At 41.2% G+C, this 23,220-nt stretch carries 23 protein-coding genes and 2 riboswitches; of the genes, 12 read left to right on the forward strand and 11 right to left on the reverse strand.

The features are described 5' to 3' along the window. Positions 1 to 7: 7 nt before the first annotated feature. From ACFX4X_RS06195 to ACFX4X_RS06205, 3 genes are read right to left on the reverse strand one after another with little or no spacing between them, the layout of a single operon-like run. A complete protein-coding gene (locus tag ACFX4X_RS06195; protein ID WP_289320889.1) occupies positions 8 to 445 on the reverse strand; it encodes a flavodoxin domain-containing protein in 438 nt (145 codons plus the stop codon). Beyond that, positions 417 to 1,469 (reverse strand): ribonucleotide-diphosphate reductase subunit beta, encoded by a 1,053-nt coding sequence (locus ACFX4X_RS06200; protein ID WP_061461932.1) that lies wholly within the window; start codon positions 1,467 to 1,469, stop codon positions 417 to 419. The genes ACFX4X_RS06195 and ACFX4X_RS06200 overlap by 29 nt, the downstream gene beginning before the upstream one ends. A gap of 46 nt (positions 1,470 to 1,515) precedes the next feature. Beyond that, a complete protein-coding gene (locus ACFX4X_RS06205; protein ID WP_377382525.1) occupies positions 1,516 to 3,813 on the reverse strand; it encodes a ribonucleoside-diphosphate reductase subunit alpha in 2,298 nt (765 codons plus the stop codon). 139 nt (positions 3,814 to 3,952) lie between these two features. Continuing rightward, positions 3,953 to 4,134: riboswitch (cobalamin riboswitch) on the reverse strand. 293 nt (positions 4,135 to 4,427) lie between these two features. Here ACFX4X_RS06205 and ACFX4X_RS06210 point away from each other — a divergent pair. Further along, positions 4,428 to 5,357: a manganese-dependent inorganic pyrophosphatase gene (locus tag ACFX4X_RS06210; RefSeq protein WP_284471578.1), complete on the forward strand. Its 930-nt coding sequence runs from the start codon at positions 4,428 to 4,430 to the stop codon at positions 5,355 to 5,357. A 98-nt stretch (positions 5,358 to 5,455) separates the two neighbouring features. Here ACFX4X_RS06210 and ACFX4X_RS06215 read toward each other — a convergent pair whose 3' ends face one another. Together ACFX4X_RS06215 and ACFX4X_RS06220 are read right to left on the reverse strand one after the other, a co-directional pair. Next, positions 5,456 to 5,602 (reverse strand): hypothetical protein, encoded by a 147-nt coding sequence (locus tag ACFX4X_RS06215; protein WP_155727240.1) that lies wholly within the window; start codon positions 5,600 to 5,602, stop codon positions 5,456 to 5,458. An 85-nt stretch (positions 5,603 to 5,687) separates the two neighbouring features. Then, entirely contained in the window at positions 5,688 to 7,145 is a 1,458-nt protein-coding gene (locus tag ACFX4X_RS06220) for a SulP family inorganic anion transporter (RefSeq protein WP_377382527.1), read from the reverse strand. 322 nt (positions 7,146 to 7,467) lie between these two features. On the opposite strand from ACFX4X_RS06220, the gene ACFX4X_RS06225 reads away from it, so the two are divergent. Beyond that, a complete protein-coding gene (locus tag ACFX4X_RS06225; protein ID WP_284471576.1) occupies positions 7,468 to 7,650 on the forward strand; it encodes a hypothetical protein in 183 nt (60 codons plus the stop codon). A gap of 305 nt (positions 7,651 to 7,955) precedes the next feature. Next, positions 7,956 to 8,111, forward strand: a complete 156-nt coding sequence (locus ACFX4X_RS06230; protein WP_377382529.1) for a hypothetical protein — start codon at positions 7,956 to 7,958, stop codon at positions 8,109 to 8,111. A gap of 483 nt (positions 8,112 to 8,594) precedes the next feature. After that, a riboswitch (cyclic di-GMP riboswitch) is annotated at positions 8,595 to 8,685 on the reverse strand. 397 nt (positions 8,686 to 9,082) lie between these two features. Here the strand turns inward: ACFX4X_RS06230 and ACFX4X_RS06235 are convergent. Continuing rightward, positions 9,083 to 10,294 carry an MFS transporter gene (locus tag ACFX4X_RS06235; RefSeq protein WP_089363747.1) on the reverse strand — a complete coding sequence of 404 codons (1,212 nt, stop codon included), beginning with the start codon at positions 10,292 to 10,294 and terminating at the stop codon, positions 9,083 to 9,085. Positions 10,295 to 10,507: 213 nt separating this feature from the next. On the opposite strand from ACFX4X_RS06235, the gene ACFX4X_RS06240 reads away from it, so the two are divergent. Next, positions 10,508 to 11,815, forward strand: a complete 1,308-nt coding sequence (locus ACFX4X_RS06240) for a CitMHS family transporter (protein ID WP_089363748.1) — start codon at positions 10,508 to 10,510, stop codon at positions 11,813 to 11,815. A 169-nt stretch (positions 11,816 to 11,984) separates the two neighbouring features. Then, on the forward strand, positions 11,985 to 12,617 hold the full coding sequence (locus tag ACFX4X_RS06245; RefSeq protein ID WP_377382531.1) for a superoxide dismutase family protein: 633 nt from the start codon (positions 11,985 to 11,987) through the stop codon (positions 12,615 to 12,617). A 266-nt stretch (positions 12,618 to 12,883) separates the two neighbouring features. On the opposite strand, the gene trhO is transcribed toward ACFX4X_RS06245, so the two are convergent. Further along, positions 12,884 to 13,849 (reverse strand): oxygen-dependent tRNA uridine(34) hydroxylase TrhO, encoded by a 966-nt coding sequence (trhO, locus tag ACFX4X_RS06250; protein ID WP_377382533.1) that lies wholly within the window; start codon positions 13,847 to 13,849, stop codon positions 12,884 to 12,886. 184 nt (positions 13,850 to 14,033) lie between these two features. On the opposite strand from trhO, the gene ACFX4X_RS06255 reads away from it, so the two are divergent. The 3 genes from ACFX4X_RS06255 to ACFX4X_RS06265 all read left to right on the forward strand — a co-directional run bounded on the left by ACFX4X_RS06255 (position 14,034) and on the right by ACFX4X_RS06265 (position 15,721). Next, positions 14,034 to 15,008 carry a nitronate monooxygenase gene (locus ACFX4X_RS06255; RefSeq protein WP_377382592.1) on the forward strand — a complete coding sequence of 325 codons (975 nt, stop codon included), beginning with the start codon at positions 14,034 to 14,036 and terminating at the stop codon, positions 15,006 to 15,008. Between the two features lie 17 nt (positions 15,009 to 15,025). Next, complete coding sequence (locus ACFX4X_RS06260) at positions 15,026 to 15,478, forward strand: GNAT family N-acetyltransferase (protein ID WP_377382594.1); 453 nt, start codon at positions 15,026 to 15,028, stop codon at positions 15,476 to 15,478. A 90-nt stretch (positions 15,479 to 15,568) separates the two neighbouring features. Further along, complete coding sequence (locus ACFX4X_RS06265; RefSeq protein WP_377382534.1) at positions 15,569 to 15,721, forward strand: hypothetical protein; 153 nt, start codon at positions 15,569 to 15,571, stop codon at positions 15,719 to 15,721. 105 nt (positions 15,722 to 15,826) lie between these two features. Here ACFX4X_RS06265 and ACFX4X_RS06270 read toward each other — a convergent pair whose 3' ends face one another. Next, complete coding sequence (locus ACFX4X_RS06270; RefSeq protein WP_377382536.1) at positions 15,827 to 16,405, reverse strand: GNAT family N-acetyltransferase; 579 nt, start codon at positions 16,403 to 16,405, stop codon at positions 15,827 to 15,829. A 104-nt stretch (positions 16,406 to 16,509) separates the two neighbouring features. Here ACFX4X_RS06270 and pdxR point away from each other — a divergent pair, with 104 nt between their 5' ends. Next, positions 16,510 to 17,901, forward strand: a complete 1,392-nt coding sequence (pdxR, locus tag ACFX4X_RS06275; RefSeq protein WP_377382538.1) for a MocR-like pyridoxine biosynthesis transcription factor PdxR — start codon at positions 16,510 to 16,512, stop codon at positions 17,899 to 17,901. A gap of 62 nt (positions 17,902 to 17,963) precedes the next feature. On the opposite strand, the gene ACFX4X_RS06280 is transcribed toward pdxR, so the two are convergent. Then, positions 17,964 to 18,383, reverse strand: coding sequence for a MarR family winged helix-turn-helix transcriptional regulator (locus ACFX4X_RS06280; RefSeq protein ID WP_377382540.1), 420 nt, complete (start codon positions 18,381 to 18,383; stop codon positions 17,964 to 17,966). Between the two features lie 344 nt (positions 18,384 to 18,727). Here ACFX4X_RS06280 and ACFX4X_RS06285 point away from each other — a divergent pair, with 344 nt between their 5' ends. Beyond that, positions 18,728 to 18,856 (forward strand): hypothetical protein, encoded by a 129-nt coding sequence (locus ACFX4X_RS06285; protein ID WP_284471567.1) that lies wholly within the window; start codon positions 18,728 to 18,730, stop codon positions 18,854 to 18,856. 15 nt (positions 18,857 to 18,871) lie between these two features. Here ACFX4X_RS06285 and ACFX4X_RS06290 read toward each other — a convergent pair whose 3' ends face one another. After that, on the reverse strand, positions 18,872 to 19,075 hold the full coding sequence (locus ACFX4X_RS06290) for a hypothetical protein (protein WP_081108978.1): 204 nt from the start codon (positions 19,073 to 19,075) through the stop codon (positions 18,872 to 18,874). Positions 19,076 to 19,203: 128 nt separating this feature from the next. On the opposite strand from ACFX4X_RS06290, the gene ytvI reads away from it, so the two are divergent. Then, positions 19,204 to 20,247 (forward strand): sporulation integral membrane protein YtvI, encoded by a 1,044-nt coding sequence (gene ytvI, locus ACFX4X_RS06295; RefSeq protein WP_318683862.1) that lies wholly within the window; start codon positions 19,204 to 19,206, stop codon positions 20,245 to 20,247. A 346-nt stretch (positions 20,248 to 20,593) separates the two neighbouring features. On the opposite strand, the gene ACFX4X_RS06300 is transcribed toward ytvI, so the two are convergent. Then, positions 20,594 to 21,946: a hemolysin family protein gene (locus ACFX4X_RS06300; protein WP_317777213.1), complete on the reverse strand. Its 1,353-nt coding sequence runs from the start codon at positions 21,944 to 21,946 to the stop codon at positions 20,594 to 20,596. Between the two features lie 615 nt (positions 21,947 to 22,561). Here ACFX4X_RS06300 and ACFX4X_RS06305 point away from each other — a divergent pair. After that, complete coding sequence (locus ACFX4X_RS06305; protein ID WP_309145520.1) at positions 22,562 to 23,134, forward strand: YitT family protein; 573 nt, start codon at positions 22,562 to 22,564, stop codon at positions 23,132 to 23,134. The last annotated feature ends 86 nt before the right edge of the window (positions 23,135 to 23,220 follow it).

Consider the following 23,220-nt stretch of genomic DNA (forward strand, 5'->3'; position numbering starts at 1 on the left):
CTTTTAGTCAGTTCTGGAATAGCGAGGCGAACTTTTGAAGTCTGGGCAAGTCTGATTCTTGATACATCTGTTCTATCTTCAATGTCACCAATAACTGGCTTTTGGCAAATAACATGTCCCGGAAATGATCGACCGCTCCACAAAAATGATTATAGTTGGTTTCACCAGTGCCAAAGACTCCCGTTTTCAGATGAGCAATAGGCAACTGTTCCAGTTCTTTGTAAAGGGCTGCTGATTTGGCAGGAAGCTCCCCATTTCCCCATGTATAGGTACCGACGATCAATGCATCGTAATCGGGCAATGTACCTAAATCGAATTCATGCAGTTGATATAGTTCAGCTCCAGGTAATAGGGAAGCGATGGCTTCAGCAAGAGCTTTTGTATTTCCTCCAGCAGAATGATAGACAATGGCGATTTTATAGCTCATCGAATCCATTGCTGGCATTTACTTGACTGTAGGTCCTTGACTTCTGTTCGAAGAAATCGGTTTTGGTAAGGCCGATGGATTCATCATCGAACGTTTTGATCCAAGGCATCGGGTTTTCACTATACTCTTTATACAAGTTTTCAAGGCCTAGCATGCGAAGCCGTTTGTTGGCGATATATTCGATGTATTCATTGAACTCTTCCAAATCGAGATCGGCTTTGGTTTGGATATCTTCAAGCATATACTCAGACCATTCCTTTTCGAGTTCGACGGCTTTTTCAATCGTTTTATAGATGAATTTCGTGTTTTCTTCATTATTTAACTCTGGATATTCATACATCAAGATTTGAACGAGCATTCCAATGAAATCGAAATGGACCATTTCATCGCGATGGATATAGGATATCATCGTCGCCGAGCCGGTCATAAGGTTCTGGCGTCCTAAATTATAATAGAAGGCGAAAGCCAGATAGAAATAAATCCCTTCGAGGTTCGTTGAATGGATCAGTGCCTCGAATAAATGCTGAGGGCTTGGATCGTCCACAAACTTTTGGTAGGCATCCACGATCGGTTGATTACGCTTAATCACTTCCGGATGTTCTTTAATGCGGTCGAAAAGCTGTTTTTGCTTGCCTACCGGTATCAGGGAAGCAAGGATATAGGAATAGGATTCATTATGGATGGATTCCTGTTGGGCCATGTTTGCCAGGATAGCTTTTGCCGCAGGATCCTTTATATACCGAAGGATTTCTACTAAAGTAGGCGTTTGTAGACTGTCCATTCCAGCAATCATCGTAAGGATATCAAGAAAAGCGTCCTGGATATCTTCGTCCAATTCTCCCCACTGCTTTTTATCCTGAATCATGTTCACGCTTGAAGGCTTCCAAAAGTTATTGATGAGCTGTGTATAGGTATCATAGAATTTCTCATACTGAATATCGTTCCAAAGGAGAAAGCCTGAAGCTTCTCCTTTGAAAACACCGGTCGCTTTAGTTGGATGCGTTGGTTCCAGCATCCGGATCTTTTTTATATGATTGGTCATTCGTGAAAACTCCTTTAAGAATAGATTACTAAGGGTTTGATCGTCGTTAACTAGAACAGCTTTCGCAGGCATTGTCATATTCGGAAGAAGTCGAACGAACATAATACGTTGATTTCAACCCGGATTCCCACGCCGTTAAATGGATATCCAATAGGACCTTCGCTTTGATTGTGTTGTGTACATACAGATTAAAGCTGATTGCTTGGTCAATATGGCGTTGGCGGGCTGCATTTTGCCTGATGCTCTCCAGTTGGTCCAAATTAAAGCGGGTCTTTTTATAATATTCATACGTATTTGGCGTCAATCCTGGTGCGGTCACCTTGAATTTGAAGTTTTTCTTTTCCTCGTAAAATTCAATTTCATACAAAGGATCGATTCCATCCGTTGAATTACCGATTTTAGCAGTCGATGAATTGGGGGCAATAGCCATTAAATATCCATTACGGGTACCGTGCTCCTGCACATCTGCTTTTAAATCCATCCATTTTTGATCTGTATAGTCACGAAGTTCGAAATATTCCCCTGTATGCCAATCCGATCCTTCGAAATATGGGTATGATCCTTTTTCCTTGGCCAACTCGTTGGATGCTTTGATTGTTAAGTAAGCGATCTTTTCGTATAAAGCATCGGCATAGTGAACAGCCTCATCCGATTCCCAATAAATATTCTGAGTGGCAAGTAAATGATGCCATCCAAACGTTCCTAGACCAATTGCCCGGTAACGTTTGTTCGAGATGGATGCTTGCTTGACCGGAAGATTATTGACATCAATGACGTTATCCAGCATCCGGACCTGAATGGGAATTAACCTCTCCAAAACATCGCTGCTCACCGCACGGGGCAAGTTAATGGATGATAGGTTGCAGACAACGAAATCGCCGCTTTTACGGACCACAACGACATCTCCATCTTCTGTTTCATATTCATCCGTAATCGTCGAAGGGCTTAAGTTTTGAGCAATCTCCGTACAAAGGTTAGAACAGTAAATCATGCCTTTATGTTTATTCGGATTCTTCCGGTTCACTTCATCGCGGTAGAACATATATGGTACGCCTTCTTCTAATTGAGAAATCATGATGCTTTTCATGATGTCCATCGCATTGATTTTTTCAAAGCTATAGTTTGGAAGTGTACCGTTTTCTGCGGCCTCGACAGCAAGTGCATAATGATTCCTGAAGCTTCCTTCGCCTTTCTTCTCGTCATAAAGATCTTCAAGTGAGAATCCAAGGGTTTGCTTGACGGTGTGTGGATCGAAAAGATACCATTCTTTTCTGTCGCGTACAGCCTCCATGAACAAATCAGGAATACATACACCTGTAAAAATATCATGGGCTTTTAATCTGTCATCCCCGTTTTGCGTCTTCAAATCAAGAAAGCTCATAATATCTTTATGCCAGGCATCCAAGTAAATCGCGATGGCACCTTTACGTTGCCCCAATTGATCGACACTGACAGCTGTCTGGTTGAATAGCCGGATCCAGGGAGTCGTGCCGGAACTGTTTCCAGAGAAACCTCGGATATCAGAACCAAGCGAACGAATCTTACCAACGTAAAGACCTACACCGCCGCCGAATTTTGATACTTTTGCAGCATCGTAGTTAGATAGATAGATGCCGTCAATGGAATCTTCAATTGCGTCGATAAAACAAGAGCTTAACTGTCCATGCGTTTTACCTGCATTGGATAGAGTAGGCGTCGCAACAGTCATATAAAGGTTGGACATGGCCCAGTAAGCTTCTTTTATTAGTTGAAGACGATGCTCCGTTTTTTCCATTCGCATGATTTCCATCGCGATGATCATGAAGCGCTCTTGAGGCAGTTCGTAGACCTTGTCTTTTTTTGGGCGGGCTAGGTAGCGATCGTTTAATAAGTAGATGCCTATGTAAGAAAATAATTTATCCTTTTCCGGGTCGATCACCGAACCCAATTCCTCAATTTCTGCTTTCGTATAAGAAGCTAGCAGTTCTGATTTATAAATGGGATAACGCTGGCCTTCTGAAAGTTGCGAGAGTTCCGTGATCAGTTCATAGAATGGGCCATAACTCATGCCTTCATAACCTCGATTTGCCTGTGCATCCCTATACATCGTATTCAATAGTTCTGCTGCAGCAACGAACGTCCAATCGGGAGCATCTATATCCACACTTTCAAGAGCGAGCTGAATCAGTTTTTTTGATGCCTGTTCATCGGTTGAGTCACTTTTGCGATCAAGCCATTTTATAAAACGCTTTTTGAACTTTTCCATATCGAGACGGCCTTCGAATTCCTTTGATAACATCTCAAGCTGGATTGAATTCGTTTCGGTGTCATTTTCGCTTATGGTAGAGTTATATGTTTGAGTCATTAATAATCCTCCTTGTAAACTTCCGCTAAAATAAAAAAACCGCCCAAATGGATTGAGCGGATCAAACGATAGAATAAAAGAACCATGAAAAAATAGCCATTATACTATCGTTTCATCATCTCAATCCCCGAAGAATAAGAAACATGAAAAAATCAAGGCAGGTCTCCTGACTCATGATCATCCTACTTTGAGTCCTTCCCGTATAGAGAGAGCTATACAGTGGTTTCTCATTTCGTCACATTTACAGTTGCGGGGACAGTTCCGGGTTTACACCGGATTCCCTTTTCAGCCATCACTGGCACCTTTGATTATAAAATATTCTATATATAGTTATTAGTATTGTTTGTGTAATCAATATCTAGTATTTCTGCTTATATTATCGTAAGCCATATACGATGATAATTCAACTAATATATTTGAGAAAAACCAACCCTTATCTATTGACAAAGTGAAGGTAGAGGGATTGAGAATGAAAGATTTTATTGGGGAATGGGTAATTCGAGCACTGAATTTACGGGATTTTGTGTTAAAATAAAGTGTATAGTAAAGGTGGGTCTCCCTTATTGCGATGAGGGGATTCGCGGAAAAATATTTATGAAAAAGGGGTTAAAATCTTGGAAAAAGTATTAGTTTTTGGACATAAAAACCCGGATACAGACACAATCTGTTCAGCAATCGCTTATGCAGATCTTAAAAAGCAACTAGGTATCAACGCTGAACCAGTTCGTCTGGGTGAAGTGAATGGTGAAACTCAATATGCGTTGGACCAATTCAAATTCGAAGCTCCCCGCCTTGTGGAAAAAGTGGCAGGGGAAGCGGATGGCGTGATCCTGGTCGACCACAACGAACGCCAGCAAAGTGCAGAAGATATTGACCAAGTCCGTGTGTTGGAAGTTATTGACCATCACCGTATCGCTAACTTTGAAACAAGCGATCCTTTATATTACCGTGCGGAGCCAGTTGGCTGTACGGCAACCATTTTAAATAAAATCTATAAAGAAAACGGCATTGAAGTCCCTAAAACGATCGCCGGACTTATGCTATCTGCCATAATTTCCGATTCTTTATTGTTCAAATCCCCGACATGCACAGAGCAAGACGTTGCAGCAGCTATGGAACTGGCTGATATTGCGGGAGTAAACGCTGAAACATATGGCTTGGAAATGTTGAAGGCGGGAGCTGACTTGAGCGACAAGACGATTGCCCAGCTAATCACTCTTGATGCAAAAGAATTCTCCATGGGAATGGCTAAAGTTGAGATAGCTCAGGTCAATGCTGTAGATCCGAACGAAGTTCTTGCTAAGCAAGCTGAAATAGAAGCAGCCATTGAATCGGTCATCGCTGTGAAGGAATTGGATTTATTCCTATTCGTCGTAACGGATATCTTGACCAATGATTCTGTGGCCTTGGCTCTTGGAAAAGCGGCTGATGCAGTGGAAAAGGCATATGACGTTTCATTAAACAATAACATTGCCGTCTTAGAGGGCGTTGTATCGCGTAAAAAACAAATCGTTCCGGTTTTAACGGACGTATTCAGTAAATAATATTGGAAAAGGGGTGCCCATTTAATACTTTGGGGCCCCTTTTCTGTACATCAAAAAAAGACTCAACCATCCATTTAAAGGTGTTTGAGTCTTTTTTTTTAATTTAAGGTTTCCTTTTCTTTTTCATAGGCGATGACAATCAGTTCTTTATTGGCTTCCTCGCCAAGTTTGCTTTCAAAGCTTTTCAGTTCATTCAATAAATCTGGTGACAGATTCGCTGCTGTATAATCCTGATCGGATGTCATGCTTTTCGCTCCTTTCAAAAGGAAATATTTCATGTTATCTATTTTGTCGGTTTGAAAAGTTTCTATTCAGCAGAATTATACTTTTTCAAGATATTTTACTTTCTGAGGTGGCGAGTTTTTCAAGCAATAACGAACTCTCCTCGTCCAGGCCTTGCACCTGGACAGGTGTACCTTGAAACTGATATTTAAGGACAACCGTATCAACAGCACCGACTGCAGAAGCATCCCATATTTTAGAATGGGAAAAATCGATGATGACCGTTTCGGCTTTTTCCTTGAAATCGAACTTAGAAACAAAGTCCTGAACCGAAGCGAAAAATATTTGTCCGCTGATACGATAAATGATTTTCTTGGCATGGATGTCTTCCGTTTTCTCAACAGCCACTTTAGAAATTTTAGCCGAGAAGAAAATCATGCTCAAGAGCACTCCAGCAAATACCCCTTTAGATAAGTCATGTGTATAAAGAACAATGAGGACCGTCACGATCATCACTGCTGCATCCGTCTTTGGAGCTTTAGTGAGCCGCTTTAGGGAAGACCAGTCAAAGGTCCCGATTGAAACCATGATCATGACTGCGACAAGGGCAGCCATCGGTATTTTAACAAGGACATCATTCAATACCACGATTAATACCATAAGAAATGCGCCAGCTACAAAAGTGGAAAGCCGGCCCCTTCCTCCCGATTTAATGTTGATACCGGATTGGCCGATCATCGCACATCCTGCCATTCCGCCAAAACATCCGGCAATGATATTCGAAATCCCTTGGCCTTTGGCTTCTTTATTTTTATTACTGTCCGTGTCAGTCATCTCATCGACAATTTGAGCGGTCAATAATGATTCAAGCAACCCGACAAACGCAAGGGCTATGGAATAAGGGAAAATGATCGCCAAAGTTTCGAAGGTCAAAGGGATGTCAGGAAGCATGAACATCGGAAGGGCTTCAGTCAATTGCCCCATATCCCCAACCGTACGCACCGTAGCTCCCGTGGTAACTGCAACGATTGTCATGAATATGATGGCGACAAGTGGTGAAGGTATGACTTTCGTGATCAGCGGAAAAAGATAAATGATAGCTAATGAAATGGCTGTCATGAGATACATGATCCATGATTCGCCCACGAAATGGGTAAGCTGTGCCGTGAAAATCAAGATGGCTAGAGAATTCACAAAACCAGTCATGACCGGCTTCGGGATGAACTTCATTAATTTCCCGATTTTTAAAACCCCTAGTAAAATTTGCAGCAAACCAGTCAATATAGTTGCAGCAAGTAAATAGTTCAAGCCGTGATCTTTAACAAGATCGACCATTACGAGTGCCATTGCTCCAGTGGCAGCCGATATCATTCCCGGCCTTCCGCCGAAAAACGAGATGGCGATGGCAATGCAGAATGAGGCATATAGACCTACCATTGGGTCAACACCAGCAATGATCGAAAAGGCAATCGCCTCTGGAATCAATGCCAAGGCAACGACAATTCCGGAAAGAACATCCTCCCGAACGTTACCGAACCATTCCTGTTTGTATGCTGATGTATTCAAAGAAACACTCCTTCTTTTCTTTATATATGTGTGTTACTTTCATTGTTAACGCACTAAATTATAGCATGTGACCTTCTTTCTATCTATATGGATATTTCTAGGGCTATTCATGCCTAAAGAAGGAAAAAAGTGCTTGAGCTATCATGTGGGGGGACCAGGGCTGAAGATGCCTCCATTTATCTATACGAAGGATCGGTAAACTATGTTTGTTTACAAAGTCCTTCGATAGGATCCTCAAAACTTTAGTAAACGATTACGGTAATGGGGGGAGAATGAATTACATGCCTATTTCCCTTTTACTGAAAAATCGGGTGGGTTTCAGTTGTTGGTTCTGTTGGTAGTGTTTCTCAAGACTGCGGAAGCGATTTACATTGGGGCTGTGGAACTGGAAGTGGAGTCACTGCCTAACCATCCGAACCTGATTGTAAGGCAGGCAGAAAAAGCCTTGGAATGGGATCATATGAAAGAACAACTGTATCTTAATAAAGAAATCATCATGACTTAAAGCGATGATATGATGGTATCCGTGGAAGGGAAAGTGAACTCGCAACCCCGTATAGGAGGAGATATATCATTATCTTAATGGACAGCTATTTTCAATAAGCTTTCCTTGGCGCTACATATTGGGATGGGCACCACCATTAAGATGGAGGATTATTATTAGGTCTATAAACAGGGCATGCATGCTTATAAATTCAGCAGAATTGGATTTCCAAAAAAATAGCTTGGCCATTTTTGACGAATTGGGCTCTTACAAGCTCTTGGATAATTTGAAAGACCCTGCACATGCTGAAGGGGGGAGCAAATCTGATGGGTACATTAAGTGTCTACCTATTCAATAACGGAAATTCAAAAATACTATGGATTTCATTTTTCAAACACCGCAGTGCATTGCGTTACCGAATGGAACGGATCCATGACATTCCGGACATGGTTTTAGAAGATGCAGAAAACACGATTGAATGATTATTGCTGATAAACTGCACGGTTTATACCAATCGAGCCAACTATAGTCCGACCGTACACCTTTTAAGACAATGATAAAAGTCCTTGAAGGATCTTTTTTTATGTCGATTTTGTGCCTTAACTTGATTGGCATAAGGTAAGGAAGCTTTACTTAACGGAACGATATTTTCCCTTTCACCTACTTCGTAGAGGGCAGTGTTAAGTGGCTATTCCTTATCAAGGATACTGGATTTACATTTTGGACATGTCACTTCTTTATAATGCTTGAACCTGATCTTTCGAAGGTCGCTTCTTGTCAACATTGCGAATACATTATATCTTGTGCCGCATGCACATGTATTTTTATCTTTAACTATGTGTCTCTCATCCGTAGCAGCTGAATAAATGGTTGGAAAAAACATATATAACCCTCTTTTTTCAAATTTTTAGGCAAATTAAAAAGGGGCACGAAATAAATGATTAAGCGATTTAATCAAGATAAATCATGGCGGCCCGGCTGCCATGACAACTAAGTTGTTGGTTTAGGCCCGTGGCTTTGCGTCTTTTACTTTCATAAAATTTGCCTAAAATAATCTTAACATAAAATTGAAGTGCAGAAAAAATACTTATCAGTTTATGGGTGGGTATGATGATATTAAAGTGGTTAGCCTAAAGCTATGACCTTCAGGAAGTTTGATTCATTTCTTTTGAACCTATCTTTACAAAGCATGTTATTTAACTGATAGGCTTGAAAGTGCACTCGCTTCAAATCCTTTTCTGGTTTCCTTCGATGATTCCGCATTCACAATAACTCTGATGCTTGATGATATGTATTTTTGAATAAAGTAGTCGATCTCGGCATCACTGCCTTAATCGGGATCCGACCGAAACAAGATCCAGCTTCAGATGTATCTGGCAATACGGCTGTATGTGCGTTAAACAGATAAAAACCTGACTTCCATCTGGAAGCAGGTTTTCTCGCCCGAATTTGATTAATGTGATCTGGCCAACTCCGGATTGCGGTGCATCGCGTAATAGAGGACCAGGCCAGCGATAAGGAGCAAGGTACTGGTCGTGATGAAAACAGCGGAGAATCCATAGAAACCAGCTACCATACCGCCCATAGCAGGTCCGATGATATTGCCTAAAAAGCGCAGGCTCGTATTGTACCCAAGTACTTCCCCCTGCATTGCGACCGGCGCTTCTTGGCGAATGTAGGCAATCCTTACAGGGATGATGCCACCTATTGCCATGCCCAGTATGAAACGTACAAAAACAAGCTGCCAAAAGTGATTGATGAAGGCACCAGGCAAGTAGACAGTGGCAGTCAGAAAAAGAAGCAGCACAAGAATCTTCACATGTCCATGCCGATCACCTATCTTGCCCCAGTGACGCGCCATCAATAAATTCCCTAGGCCTGCCGCAGAAAAGGCGATACCTGAATAAAATCCAAGATTGGAAGTTCCATGCAGCTCGCCGACGTATAAAGAAAGAATGGGCTGGATGCTGAAGTGGGCTACTTGAACAAGTGTCGAAATGAGCATGACATTCACTAGGATCGGATTCCGCATGATATGCGAGAGAACCTCCTTGCTTGTATAGCTCGACTTTGTTCCCTTTTGCCGTTCCATTTGATACTCCTTGGTTGCAAAAACAAGAAGTCCAGAGATGAAAATGGTGATAGAGGTGAATTTAAAGGCGGTTGAATAGCCGAGTGTGTCTGCAAGAATGCCGCCAAGCAATGGTCCGAAAAGTGAACCAGTTATATTTCCCGTTTGCAGTGTTCCCAGTACGCGTCCGGCAATCTCTTTCGGAGTCTGCGTTGATATGAAGGCCTGTGACATGGATATGAAGCCAGTGAATATTCCCGTGAACATCCTTAAGACGAAAAGCTGCCAAACATTTTCAACGAATCCCATCAAGAAAATGGACAGTCCCATCCCAAAGGCACAGGCAATCAAGATTTTCTTTCTGCCATACCGGTCGCCAATCCGTCCCCAAATAGGAGAAAATAAAAAGGCAGTCACAAAGGTGATACCAAATGTCCATCCGGACCAATGCTGGATATATTGGGTCGAATAATCCCCGAATGTACCAATGTATAAAGATATGAATGGAAGAACCATCGTCATGCTTCCGCCTATGAAGAAGTTGGCGAACCACATGATGAAAAGATTCCGTTTAGCTATTTTATGAGCATTCATTTTACATACAACACTTCTTTCCTTCGAAAAAAACTTCGGGTTCCTAAATAATAGTATACAGAAATTAACTAATTTATTAAATGAATTTGATTTTTGCTTATAAAAACTGGTTTTTTAATGAATGTGCAAATGGTATAATTTGAAAATATTGATTTTTCGGAAAAATTAGATAAAAGGAAAGGCGTTCATTTTCAAATTAAAGGAGTTTTTTACATGTTAACTATTTTAGGATTTAGCATGATTTTAACGTTTTTGGTATTAGTCATCACAAAGCGTCTATCCGTAGTCGTCGCTTTTATCCTCACGGCGATTGCTTTTGGTGTGATTGGCGGGTTTGCATCTGAAATGGGAGATATGATGGTGGCAGGTATTTTAAAGGTGACACCAACAGCAGTCATGATCGTTTTTGCTATTTTATATTTTGGATTAATGATTGACGTTGGTTTATTCGAGCCCATGATCGCTAAAATACTGAGTTTTGTAAAAGGCGACCCGCTAAAGGTTGTCATGGCAACTGCCATAATAACCATGTTGGTAGGTTTGGATGGGGATGGTTCTTCTACATTCATGATCACCGTTTCCGCCATGCTACCGCTTTATATGAAATTAGGAATGAATAGACTCGTATTGGCCTGTGTCGTTGGTTTAGGTGCGGGGGTCATGAATATGATTCCTTGGGGAGGACCTTTGGTGAGAGCGGCCGCGAGCCTTCAAGTTCAAGTATCGGAGTTATTCATTCCTCTCATTCCAGTCATGATTTGCGGGCTTTTATGGACACTTTTTTCGGCATATGTACTTGGCAAAAAGGAAAGAGAGAGATTAGGAGTCAGGTCGATGGGAAGGACCATGCCACCTGGTATGAGTGAACAGGCTGCAGCCGCTGAAACCACACCTGAAGGAACATCCAAGTTATTTTGGTTTAATTGGCTCTTGACGATTTTACTGATGGTATTGCTGGTGATGGAATTGCTGCCAATCCAAATCCTATTTGCCTCCGCTTTTGCTATTGCGTTATTGGTTAACTTTCCGAACCCACAAGAACAGCAGGAAAGGATTTTAAGTCATGCCAATAGTTTCGTAATGATCTGTACACTCATTTTTGCTGCAGGGATATTTACGGGTGTATTCACTGAAACGAAGATGATGGACTCGATGGCCGCTTCAATCGTAACCATCATTCCGGATTGGCTTGGGGCACATTTGCCACTGGTCGTAGCGCTTTCGAGCATTCCGATGGGGTTCATTTTTTCACCTGATGCCTATTACTTTGGCATTCTGCCGATTATCAGTGAAACGGCATCGAACTTCGGTATTGCCCCTGTTGAAATCGGAAGGGCGGCTTTATTAGGTCATTCGACCACAGGATTCCCATTATCGCCATTGGTGCCTGCCACATTCATATTGATTGGTCTTGTAGGGGTGGATTTTGGGGATCACCAAAAATTCCTGTTTAAATGGGCGTTTGGGACAACCATCATCATGACGATTGCAGCCATTGCTTTCGGTGTCATCACTTTGTAAAATGTGAGCCCATTAAGCTATAATATAAGATCCTTGTCTGTGAATTTAGTAAGAGGTTCTACTCGCTGGTGTAATCTATTTTCCTATTTATCCCGCTTTCTGTTTATTTTTCCATAATAGTGGTAAATAATAAGAGGAATATACATATAAGAGAGTGAGGGGATTTATCATGAACTATAAGCAAAAATTTGTGCTGCCTATGTGTGCTGCCTTTTTACTGTATGGATGTAATTCAGCGGATGATTCAAATCAGGGCGACAAAAATGCCGAAGATATGAATACAGTGGGACAAGGAACAGATACAGAGATGGATCCGCAGGTGAAAGCAGAAGTTAAAGATATAAAAGGTAAACCCCTTGGTACTGTAAACTTTTCCGCGGAAGAGAATGCTGTGGTGATCGAGACCACTTTGGAAGGCCTTGAGCCAGGCTATCATGGATTCCATATTCACGAAAACGCGGCATGTGACGCACGTGCTAAGGAAGGCCCTTTCACTACAGCGGGAGGACACTTCAATCCAACTGATGAAACGCACTCGAATCATGCAGGGGACATGCCCCCTCTCTATGTAAAAGAAGATGGGACAGCAAAATATACGGCAACATTGGATAACATGACAATAGACCAACTGAAGAAAGAAGAGTTGGCTGTCATCGTTCATGCAAATCCAGACAACTTTGCCAATATTCCTGATCGTTATGAAGCCAGTGGAGAAAAAGGATCTGATGGAGATACCTTGAAAACTGGTGATGCGGGCGATAGACAAGCTTGCGGAATTGTTGTGAGTGCAGAGGCAAACTGAAATTATTGATGCAGGAGCGATTCTTTTTAAGAGGAATCGCTTTTTTCATGAAGGGACAATCATGAAAAAGCTTTAGAAGTTAGCGGATTGATTCTTTCTTTTGCTTTTAAAGAAGGTTTTTTCTATTTTGATATAGAAGTAGGAATGTAAGAAATATTCCGGTTTGGGCAGTTTTGAAAGTTAACAAGTGTAATCTTCGGAAAATTGGATATAGGCTATAAAAAAACCCGAATAGGGATCATGTCCACTGATTCGGGTTTGCTTAATCATTTTGCCGTGAAGGTTTCTTCGATTTGCTGTAATCTCTCAGATACTTCTTCTTCAGAAAGGTTATGCTCGGCTACATAGCGGTTACGCGGATGCACTCGGCATTCGTGAGTGCAGCTGCGCATATGTTTGTGTTCGTTCTCTTCACTGCATAGGATTTTCTTGTTGCATTCAGGGTTAGCGCAATTGACATAGCGTTCACAAGGCTCGCCGGAATAAATATCGCGTCCGACAATGACGTGTTCCTTTTGGTTGATGGGTACGGCAATTCTTTCATCGAATACATACATTTGTCCATCCCAAAGGTCACCTTGGACTTCGGGATCCTTCCCGTATGTTGCGATGCCGCCATGCAGCTGGCTAACATCCTCAAAGCCTTCTTCGACAAGCCAGCCTGAGAATTTCTCACAGCGGATACCGCCTGTGCAATACGTAAGGATTTTTTTGCCTTCGAACATTTGTTTATTTTCACGGACCCAATCCGGAAGTTCGCGGAAATTCGTGATTTCCGGCTTGATTGCACCCCTGAAATGTCCTAAATCAAATTCATAGTCATTTCTGGCATCAAGGACGATAGTGTTTTCATCTTGCATTTGCTCGAAGAATTCCTTCGGGCTCAAGTATTGGCCTGTCGTCCGGTTCGGGTTGATGTCATCTTCCAGACGAAGCGTGACAAGTTCATTTTTCGGACGAACATGCATTTTTTTGAAAGCATGTCCATCAGCTTCATCTATTTTAAACACGATATCGGCAAAGCGGGAATCGCTTTTCATCATTTCCATATATTGGTTGGTTTGCTCGATCGTACCTGAAACCGTTCCGTTGATACCTTCTGAGGCCACCAGGATACGACCTTTCAATTCAAGTGCTTTACATGCCGCAAGATGCTCGGCTGCAAATTCTTCGTGATTCTCGATAGGTACATACAAATAATAAAGTAATACTCTATATGGTTTTGTTTCCATTTTTTATTTACCACCTATGTTTTATATTTGCAAGATATAAAGGGTGATCATTTAGACACTTATCTCTTACAGATAATCATTATATCAAGAAAACGTAAAAATGATAAGGGTATGAGTAAAAATCAAAAGGGAGTTGTGTGGATTGTTCAAAGATTTACTGAGATATCCAATCATTCAAGCACCGATGGCAGGAGGAGCCTCCACTCCACGGCTTGCGGCTTCAGTATCCAATGCGGGAGGATTGGGATTTCTTGCCGCTGGCTATAAGAGTGCAGAACAGATGAAAGACGAGATTGGGCAGACTCGTAACTTGACCCAGCGCCCATTTGGCGTGAATGTATTTGTTCCAGGTAACGAAGTGGTGGATGAAACTTTATTATTTGCCTATCGTGAAAAAATTGAAAAGGAGGCCGAGAATGTAGGGGTTGAGATTGGAAAAGCCGATAGTGATGATGATGATTGGGAAAATAAACTAACTGCATTAAAAGAGGCTCGGGTCGATGTCGTCAGCTTTACGTTTGGTTGTCCTGCGGAAGATGTAATAAGGGAGCTCCAAAGCGCCGGTTCTCTTATTGTCGTGACAGTAACCAACCTTCAGGAAGCAAAAAGGGCAGCTGGTGCAGGTGCGGATGTTCTATGTGTACAGGGGATTGAGGCAGGGGGGCATCGAGCCAGCTTCGAGAACGGCACGGAAGACGATTACGGTCTTTTAGTATTAATACGGATGGTTGAAAATGAACTGAAGTTACCAATCATTGCAGCGGGTGGACTGATGCATGGAAAGGATATCGCTGCCGTGCTTGCAGCGGGAGCGACAGCCGCACAATTGGGAACAGCTTTCCTTCGCTGTCCCGAAAGCGGGGCAAGTCCCGTCCATAAGGCAGCTCTCGGAAATCCCCGTTTTACCCAGACCTCAGTTACCCGCGCCTTCAGCGGCCGGAGGGCACGCGGGTTGGTGAATCACTTTTTAAGGGAATATGATAGCATTGCACCCGTCGCATATCCTTATGTCCATCACATGACCAAGCTAATGCGAAAAGCGGCGGGACAAAAAAACAATCCTGAATTGATGGCTTTGTGGGCAGGGCAAGGGTATAAGTTGAGCAGGGAACTTCCGGCATCAGAATTGATGGAACTTCTAGTAGAAGAACTAAAATGAGAAGGGTTTGTATGGGGATGAAGATAAGGGGATTATTGGTGGATGAGTCACCGCCGATGCATTTGTTGCTTTTGGCTGATCCTTCAAGGAAATTGGTAAAAGCATACTTGGGAAGTGGGACGTGCTTTGTTGCCGAGATGGATAAGCGAATCATCGGGGTTTATGTTTTGCTGAAAAAAGGTCCTGAATTGATAGAGATAATGAACATCGCAGTGGATGAACGGCATCATGGAAGAGGAATCGGAAAGCAATTGATTGAACACGCCATAAGCCATGCAAGGGAACAAGGTTATAAAACGATTGAAATCGGCACGGGAAATTCGGGGATAGGGCAGCTTGCCCTTTACCAAAAATGCGGTTTTAGAATAACTGGGGTCGATCGCGACTTTTTTAATAGAAACTATTCCGTGGCCATTTATGAAAATGGGATTCAGTGTCAGGATATGATTCGATTGTCACAAAGTATTTGAAGGAACCGGGAGACTAAGCAGTGATCATCCAGTTTGACGGAAAAGCTTTACGGACAAAAGTGCGGATCGAAATGCTTAGGGGGAATGAACTTGTTCATTGGAGATACGATTTACCTTCTATTTGCTTTACTAATGCCGCTTTTATTTGCGATTGTCGTTTGCATATTCATTCGATCCACGAAAAGGCAAAAGGATTCATTAACTAAAATTGAATCGGGTCATAAAGACTCACCTGAAAAATAGCCCCGGTACAATACCGGGACCACATATTAGCCGCTTAGGCGCTTTTTTTATACTGTCCGTAAAATGGGGCACAGTTCAAATAAGCGGCACTTTTTTTCTCCATCTTCACCTTGCCAAAAAAGCTTCCAAGTTCTTTTTCACACAGGACCATTCGTGCTCGAGAATGCTGTAGACCACCGTATTCCTTATCCTTCCACCTTGCAGTTTTTTCTCCATCCGTAAAATGCCTTCTTCAAGGGCACCGAGCCTGACTATTGCTGCACGCGACCTTTTGTTCAATTCGTCCGTCCTGAATTCAACCCGGGTCATGTGCCACTTTTCAAAAGCATGCTGCAATAGCAGGTACTTACATTCTGTGTTAATGGCTGTCCGCCATTTATCGGGATGATACCAAGTCGAACCGATTTCCAGGGACTGATTATGAAATTGAATATTTCTGAAGCTAGTGCTGCCAACTATCGTATCATTTGTTTGATCGATAACGACAAATGGATGATGAAGTTCCTGCTCCCTTGCTCGGATGCCTTCCTTTACATAGGAAATCGCCTCTTCATATGACAAGATCTTTGTTGCGCTCCATTTCCATATTTCAGGTGGCAGGGAAGCAGCGTAAAGCGGTTCGATATGATGCTCCATCATTGGGGTTAGTATCACGTGTTTCCCGAGTAATTCGATATGTTCCATAATCTCCTCCTCTTGATTGATATTTTCATTATAAAAATATCCTGGTCCTATAATAAGGACCAAGGCTGATATAATTTATGGAACCAGTTTTTTAGGAGGACCAAATGTTTGAAATCACTCTAACCTTAGATAAGACGAATAAAGAAGCTTTATATGTCCAATTGTATAAATACTTTAAAACGGAAATCGAGAATGGGCAAATAAAGGCAGGAATGAAACTGCCTTCTAAAAGAAAACTAGCCATGCATTTAGGAATAGGCCTTAATACAGTAGATACTGCTTATCAGCAGTTGATGGCAGAAGGGTATGTGGAAAGTCAATTAAGGAAAGGTTTTTACGTAGCTGATTTAGAACCGATCTCACCTTTGAATGAACCGTTGCATGTTACCGAAGAGAAGATGGGCCCTAAGGATGAAAGGAATATGATCGATTACAATCATGGCCGGGTGGACATGGATTCTTTCCCGCATGCTGTGTGGAAAAAATGCTTAAACAATACTTTGTATCTACAGGAAAGAAAAATGTTCATGAGTGGTGATCCCCAAGGGGAATGGGGGCTCCGGGCTGAGATCTCTTCCTATCTATTTCAATCGAGAGGAGTTCGCTGTGGCGCTGATCAAATCATCATTGGGGCAGGTACACAGTATTTCATCCATCTTCTGCGGTTGCTTCTTGGAAATGAGCGAATTTTTGGGTTGGAAGACCCTGGATTTCATCGGGTTAGGGAGGTACTGAGGTTGGAGGGAGCCAATATGGCTTTCATTCCATTAGATGAAGGTGGAATTAGTGTGGACTCTTTGAAAGCGAGTGCAGCGAATGTTGCCTATGTCACTCCTTCCCATCAATTTCCTTCCGGCATGATCATGCCGATAACTAGAAGGGTGGAATTATTGAATTGGGCAGTAGAAAAAGAGGGTTATATTATTGAAGATGATTATGACGGCGAATTCCGTCATGCAGGTAAACCGATTCCATCCTTGCAGGGGTTGGACACAAATGGAAAGGTCATCTATCTTGGCACGTTTTCAAAGTCGCTAATCCCGTCAATCAGGGTGGGCTATATGGTTTTACCCAAGGAGTTGGCTTACGACTATCAGCAGAAGTTAATAGGATACAAACAGACCGTTTCCAGAATTATTCAGGAAACGCTCTGTCTTTTTATGATAAATGGACATTGGGAACGCCACCTGAATAAAATGCGTACGATTTATCGTAAAAAGAATAAGGTGTTGCTGAATGCAATTGAAGAGAACTTCCATGATCATGTAGCCGTAATCGGTGAAAAGTCAGGATTACACGTTCTTTTAAAAGTAAAAAACGGCATAAGTGAGTCAGAGCTCATTCAAAAGGCTGCCAATGTTGGGGTTACAGTCCATCCAACTTCGGTTTATCACTCAAAAAACGTAAAAGGGCCGACTATTTTGATTGGGTACGGTGGTTTATCCGAAAGGGAAATCGAAGAAGGAATCCGACTTTTAAAAAAGGTATGGCTATAGCTTGATTCGTACAGGAAAATGGAAAGGCCGTGATTCTCTCAACAATAATATAAGACACCCATTCAGTTTCTTATATTATTGAGGATTTTAAGGACCGTCTGGAAAAACATATCCTGTTCTTCTTCAGTAATGCCATCCAGGGCTTTTCCTTCAATTTTCTCTGCAATTTTAAGGCATTTTGTATGTACCTCTTTGCCCCGGGGAGTCAGCTCGATCCGTTTTTCCTGTTCATCTTTTCCAGGGACCTGTTTAATCATATTATTCTGTTCCATGCTGTTGACCGAACGTGTGATAATAACATTATCTACATCCAAGTAATTACAGATATCTGGGATTGTGGAATATCCACAGTTTTTTAAATAATTCAGGATTGTCCACTGATTATGATAAATTTCAAGGGCTGTAATTTGTTCATTCATTTTGCTGACTAATGATCTGGATACTTGTAAATATTGATGAAATAATTGAGTAGGGTTCGTCATAGGATTCTCCTTTATAATGGTCGACCAGTCCATTATATTCTTTAATTCTTAAAAGTCTATTGTAATGAATCATTTATTTCAGTCAATGTTTATTTTTGGAAACACTTCAGGAATGGGAAAGATAATGGCTGAATGAATAGAATTAATAGAATTAATCGAGAACCCAGACTCGCAAAATCCTCACAATGGGGGAAGGATATACAAGCTGACAAGAGGAAGCTTAATAATAGATGGCGCATATTTTTTTCCATGTAAATGATTTTTTTTGCCCGTAACCTGATGGAAAACAGACTTGTTTCCCATGAAAAGCAGATACGATAAAAAAATCAATGGTGGAAACGGGGATGGAAAACACCATCATTCAAAAGGTGCCCATATCGGTAACTGTATTTCTTCAAGAAAAGGGCAGCCAAATAGCACACTTTGAAGCTGAATGCAAAGATATCCCGCAAACAAAAAACCAGCCTCTTTAGTGGCTGGTTTTTGCTTTAAAACCTGTCGCTGGTGGAGCGGTGTTTTGTTTCCTTTTTATTTCTTTCTTCTTGTCGTTCATATTTAATTTCATCAATTGGTAAATCTTCAATGGGCATGACTACTTGATCACGTTCCAGCTGTTTTTCCTGATTTTTTTTGAACGCCTTGGATTTATCATTGCGCTCTTCAAGATACTTTTCTTTATCTTTATTATCCAATGTCAATCCCTCCATCTCTTTGTGACTCTTTTTCCCTTTATTGAGAAAATAAAACGTATAAGCGAAATATATGTGACCCCGTTTCATAAATATAAGGAGAACAAGAAAGTGCAAGGAGGGTTTGTTCAGTGAATGTCGCTGTCTTTTTCCGCTGGTTTTGGAGGGGTATTTTCCTTTTAGGCATATTAATCGTCATTCCCTATTCATGGGCTTTGATTTTAGCATTACTCACAGCCATTCTATTGGATGGATTGGTCCGCATGATTGGTGAAACGGCAAAACTGCATCGGCTTTGGGCAGTATTGATTTCATTTGTTTTATATGTAGGCGGGCTTATGAGCATCACTTATTTTTCCTTTTCGGTTTTAATCAAGAAGATCATTGTCTATTCTGAAGAATTTCCTGGATTCATACGTGAAATGTATTTGACGGCGATATTGCCAGTCATAAGGCAGTGGGAACGATATTCCCAAACATTGCCGCCAAATCTCATTCTGTCAATAGAACAAACGATGGAAAAGGGGGTCAAGGCTCTAGAGGGGTTCACAGAGGGCTTTGTTCAGGATATGGTGCAATTCGTTACGCTTATTCCGGGATTTTTCATTGATTTTTTAATTTATTTAATCGCTTTATTCTTAATTAGTCTTGAATTGCCAAAGTTAAGAAAAAAGGCATTCCTTTATTTGAAGATATCCACCTATCAAAAGATATCGCTAGTTTATCAAGATTTAAGTATAGCAGCAGTTGGCTTCATCAAGGCACAAATCCTATTGAGTTTAATTACGTTCATCATGGCTTATGGAGGACTATGGTTGTTAAATGTGAAGTATACGATTCCATTGGCACTGTTAATAGTTGTTGTGGACATTCTTCCTATCTTGGGGACGGGGTCTGTACTGGTTCCTTGGGCAATAATTGTTTGGGCGCAAGGAAACCATCATCTAGGGATTGGCCTCGTTATCCTGTTCCTGGTCATTACCATTATAAGAAGGACCATCGAACCAAAAATTTATTCAGCAAATATGGGATTGAGCCCATTGGCATCGTTGGTCAGTCTTTATTTAGGGTTTAAAATGCTTGGTTTCATTGGGCTTTTCCTTGGACCTTCGATATTGATCGTTTATGATACGTTAAAAAAAACTGGTGTCATTAAATCCAACTTCAAAATATGAAAGATTATTAGAGGTTTTTTGCCTGGTTTCTTAAATTTGACATATCTTTTATCGCTTTACCTTGACCCTTGCAATGATTGCAGTCCCGGGAAAAGAATTGTAGAAAACGGGTTTTCCCTTTCCCTTTGCAGTGTTGGCAAATGGTTATGAGTTTCATAATTCCTCACTCCTTCAAAAAGTATCGCTTTTCTAACAGTATGAAACAATAAAGGTAGAACTATACTTAATTATTATCATTCAATCTAAATGCAGCAGGTTTTATATAATATGTATTTATATTATTTCATGTACCGGTTGAAAAAAAATAACCCCCTTTCCTGATGTCAATTAGGAAAGGGGGTTATTATCATGAAACGATTTCAGTTTGTGATATCATCGGAAATTCTTTTACTTCGCTTACGACTTTAGCTGGTTTATATATTTCAATATAACAGATATGGTGATCTTTCATTTCTTTTATCTTAAAGTTATAGGGACCATAAGTCAGGATATCACCTTGTTTGGCTTCGTAATTCTCGGTAAGGATCCATCCGCCCATCGTATCAATATCCTCATCGTTGATATCCAATCCAAGTAAATCATTCACTTCACTGATTAATACCTTGGCATCGATGATATAGTGATCTTCTTTTAATTTGCGGACATCCGGCACTTCATCCAGGTCGAACTCATCGCGGATATCGCCGACGATTTCCTCAAGGATATCTTCAACGGTCACCAAACCTGATGTACCGCCGTATTCATCCATGAGGATAGCCATGTGAATGCGTTCCTTTTGCATTTTTAAAAGTAAATCATGAATAGGGATACTGTCAATGACACGTATGATCGGACGAACATATCGGTTGATCACTGATGCGGCCTGGTTGTTCTTGTCGATCATTTCTGTGAATAGCTCTTTGATATTGACCATTCCGATGACATGATCTTTATCCCCATCGATGACAGGATATCGTGTAAAGTTCTCTTCCGCCATAACGGTGAAAAACTGTTGGATCGTATCATCTTTGGATACCGTTGCTATTTCTGTACGTGGAACCATGATTTCTTTTGCAATCCGATCATCGAATTCAAAAATTTTATTCACATATTTAAACTCTGATTGGTTAATTTCGCCACTTTTGTAGCTTTCAGAAACAATGATACGTAGCTCTTCTTCTGTATGAGCCAAATCATGTTCGGAAACTGCTTTTAATCCTAGCATTTTTGTAAGCGTCCTTGCAGAGCCGTTCAGTACCCAGATGAAAGGATACATGACCTTGTTAAAACCAATTAAAGGTTTGGAAACCAATAAAGTTACTTGCTCCGCTTTTTGAATCGCCAATGTTTTCGGTGCCAATTCCCCTACAACCACATGTATGAAGGTAATGGAAAAAAAGGCAATTGCAACTGAGAGTGCATGTGAAGCGGAATCTGGAAGATTCAATTGATTTAAGAGCGGGTGCAAAATGGTTTCAACTGTCGGTTCCCCAAGCACCCCAAGCCCTAAAGCGGTAACTGTAATCCCGAGCTGGCATGTTGAGAGGTATTCATCCAGGTTGGATATTACCTTCTTTGCTGAAAGTGCATTCGGCTTTCCTTCTTCAATTAATTGATCGACCCTCGTGCTTCTCACTTTAACAATCGCAAACTCCGTAGCTACAAAAAATGCTGTTAAAGCAATTAAAATGGCAATAAGAACCAAGTTTATTATGTCCAAATAGTCTCCCTTAACTCGCCTACGAGACGAATAAGGAGTCCACCTCCTACATTTTTAAAATATACAAGTATATTTTTTTTGCCTTGCTGAATATTTTCGGGAATCATTCAAACTAGCTATGGTAAATGGATGTGCAGCTGTTTGAACTCCCATTTTTTTAAGTGATGAAGAGAATAAAAGTATATGCCGATAAGCGATGCGTAGACGGGAAATAGAAGAATTTCTGTATGAAGGAGTGCAGCTATTTTTCAAGAATATGCACATATCCGTTACGCAAGGCAGCGTCCGTCCGTCAAAACGAACATTCTTTAATGCCCCATCAAATCACCTCAATTTAATTAATTTAAATACTTTCATTATAGAAAGAGTTAATGATTCAGTCAAATAGCTTACGGCTCCTTAAATCCGGTAAATTGCTTGTAAAGGATCAATTTGAGCTAATATTTAGCGATATTTGACTGTTTTCTTTACTTTATTGCATTCTATTATAGAATATTCAGAAAACCGAGGACCTGCTTCATAAAAAATTGGTCAGTTGCATTATTTTTTGGACGGTATAAACATATTCTATAGAAACTGGACAGGTTTTAATGCAGATTAATGGGGGTGGCGGCCATGAAAATCATGGAAAGGATGGCAGCGATCATTGCCGGCAGCATGCTAGTGGGTGTGGGTATCAATTTTTTTCTGATACCTTTTCATTTATTGGATGGGGGCATGATAGGTATTGGCCTGATTTTTCATTACTATTTTGGACTGCCAACAGGCCTTGGTGTGATTTTGAGCAGCATTCCATTATATATATATGCTTGGTACTTTGAAAAACAACTATTTCTGAACAGCTTGCATGGCTTGCTTTTTTCCTCTTTATGCATCGATATTTTTTCCGACGCCGTCACCGGATGGGATCTCCCCATTTATGTAAGTGCGATAATTGGGGGAGGGTTGATTGGCCTTGGAATAGGCTTGATGCTTCGGTATGGGACCTCTACAGGCGGAACGGATATGTTGGCACAGATCCTTTCCAGGAAGAGTGGGCTCAATGTCGGTTTGCTGATTTTTATCATTGATGGATGCGTACTGCTTTGCGGACTGAGCGTTGTAGGGACTTCAATTTTTTTATATTCATTTTTAACCATCATCGCGGTAGCCATGCTGACTTCAGTTACCGTGATGAGAAGTGGTTGATGTGGATGATGTATAAAAATCCGAAAAAAGGAAAGGATGGGGAATATGGAAAGAGTAGATTTCTAGTCAAATAAATTGTAAGGGGA

This window comes from Peribacillus sp. YIM B13481 (assembly GCF_042787985.1).
GTDB classification, from domain to species: domain Bacteria; phylum Bacillota; class Bacilli; order Bacillales; family DSM-1321; genus Peribacillus; species Peribacillus simplex_A.

Excerpts from the sequence above, each read along its gene's own strand:
- ACFX4X_RS06195 (WP_289320889.1), bottom strand. The coding sequence starts at position 445 with ATGCCAGCAATGGATTCGATGAGCTATAAAATCGCCATTGTCTATCAT.
- ACFX4X_RS06200 (WP_061461932.1), bottom strand. The coding sequence starts at position 1,469 with ATGACCAATCATATAAAAAAGATCCGGATGCTGGAACCAACGCATCCA.
- ACFX4X_RS06205 (WP_377382525.1), bottom strand. The coding sequence starts at position 3,813 with ATGACTCAAACATATAACTCTACCATAAGCGAAAATGACACCGAAACG.
- ACFX4X_RS06215 (WP_155727240.1), bottom strand. The coding sequence starts at position 5,602 with ATGACATCCGATCAGGATTATACAGCAGCGAATCTGTCACCAGATTTA.
- ACFX4X_RS06230 (WP_377382529.1), top strand. The coding sequence starts at position 7,956 with ATGGGTACATTAAGTGTCTACCTATTCAATAACGGAAATTCAAAAATA.
- ACFX4X_RS06235 (WP_089363747.1), bottom strand. The coding sequence starts at position 10,294 with ATGAATGCTCATAAAATAGCTAAACGGAATCTTTTCATCATGTGGTTC.
- ACFX4X_RS06240 (WP_089363748.1), top strand. The coding sequence starts at position 10,508 with ATGTTAACTATTTTAGGATTTAGCATGATTTTAACGTTTTTGGTATTA.
- ACFX4X_RS06245 (WP_377382531.1), top strand. The coding sequence starts at position 11,985 with ATGAACTATAAGCAAAAATTTGTGCTGCCTATGTGTGCTGCCTTTTTA.
- trhO (WP_377382533.1), bottom strand. The coding sequence starts at position 13,849 with ATGGAAACAAAACCATATAGAGTATTACTTTATTATTTGTATGTACCT.
- ACFX4X_RS06255 (WP_377382592.1), top strand. The coding sequence starts at position 14,034 with ATGGCAGGAGGAGCCTCCACTCCACGGCTTGCGGCTTCAGTATCCAAT.
- ACFX4X_RS06260 (WP_377382594.1), top strand. The coding sequence starts at position 15,026 with ATGAAGATAAGGGGATTATTGGTGGATGAGTCACCGCCGATGCATTTG.
- ACFX4X_RS06270 (WP_377382536.1), bottom strand. The coding sequence starts at position 16,405 with ATGGAACATATCGAATTACTCGGGAAACACGTGATACTAACCCCAATG.
- pdxR (WP_377382538.1), top strand. The coding sequence starts at position 16,510 with ATGTTTGAAATCACTCTAACCTTAGATAAGACGAATAAAGAAGCTTTA.
- ACFX4X_RS06280 (WP_377382540.1), bottom strand. The coding sequence starts at position 18,383 with ATGACGAACCCTACTCAATTATTTCATCAATATTTACAAGTATCCAGA.
- ACFX4X_RS06285 (WP_284471567.1), top strand. The coding sequence starts at position 18,728 with ATGGAAAACACCATCATTCAAAAGGTGCCCATATCGGTAACTGTATTT.
- ACFX4X_RS06305 (WP_309145520.1), top strand. The coding sequence starts at position 22,562 with ATGAAAATCATGGAAAGGATGGCAGCGATCATTGCCGGCAGCATGCTA.